Origin of the sequence: Corynebacterium sp. MSK041, from assembly GCF_030232265.1 — a bacterium.
In the GTDB taxonomy this organism is placed as follows: Bacteria; Actinomycetota; Actinomycetes; order Mycobacteriales; family Mycobacteriaceae; genus Corynebacterium.
The window spans coordinates 1-639 of record NZ_JASPJK010000046.1 but is presented as its reverse complement, the minus strand read 5'-3'; the positions used below and the strand labels follow the sequence as shown (position 1 = coordinate 639).

At 62.6% G+C, this 639-nt stretch carries 2 protein-coding genes; both read right to left on the bottom strand.

Features of this window, described 5'->3' with window-relative positions:
* The coding region (locus QP968_RS11125) for an NIPSNAP family protein (protein WP_284856457.1) at positions 1–216 on the bottom strand (216 nt) is incomplete at its 3' end.
* Positions 217–315: 99 nt separating this feature from the next.
* Positions 316–639, bottom strand: a 324-nt coding sequence (locus QP968_RS11120; RefSeq protein WP_284856456.1) for a DMT family transporter, incomplete at its 5' end; no start/stop codon positions are given.

Genomic DNA, 639 nt, shown 5'->3' with positions numbered 1-639 from the left:
GTGGGTGCCGAACAAGGTGCGGTACTGCTCGTAGGCAGCCAGGCTGGGGAAGCTGAACAGGGATTCCGCACGGTCACTCACACCTTCCGCGGGTAGGTAGTACCCGTGGTGGGTGCCGCCGTGTTCGTCGACATGCCGCATCCAAGCGCGGGCGAACTGTTCAAAGGCTGCGATCTGGTCGGGGTCGATGGTGTAGTGGACGACACAGGTGATCACATCCACAACGCTAGGCCCACAGGCGCTCATTGGGGAGCCTTTGTCTGTGCGCCTCGTGGTGCAGCACACCAATCTGCCTGGTTTACCTGCGGAAATGCGTCAGTTCGCCAAGTTGGCGCCGAGTTCAACGGTGAGAACTCCGACGGCGATGAGGAGGATGCCGAGGGCCATGGTTCGGGTGAGGGGTTCGTGGAAGATGACCCGGGCGAGGATCGCGGTGAGAGCTACGCCGGATGCTGCCCAGATGCCGTAGGCGACGCCAAGGGCCATGCCGTCGGCCAAGGCGAGACTTAAGGCGACGAACGCCACGAGATACCCCGCGATGACGCCGATGAACCATTTCTTCACCCGGCCACCGTCGGAGGCTCGTAGCGACATGGTCGCGACGACTTCGGACAAGATGGCGCCTGCGAGGAAGATCCA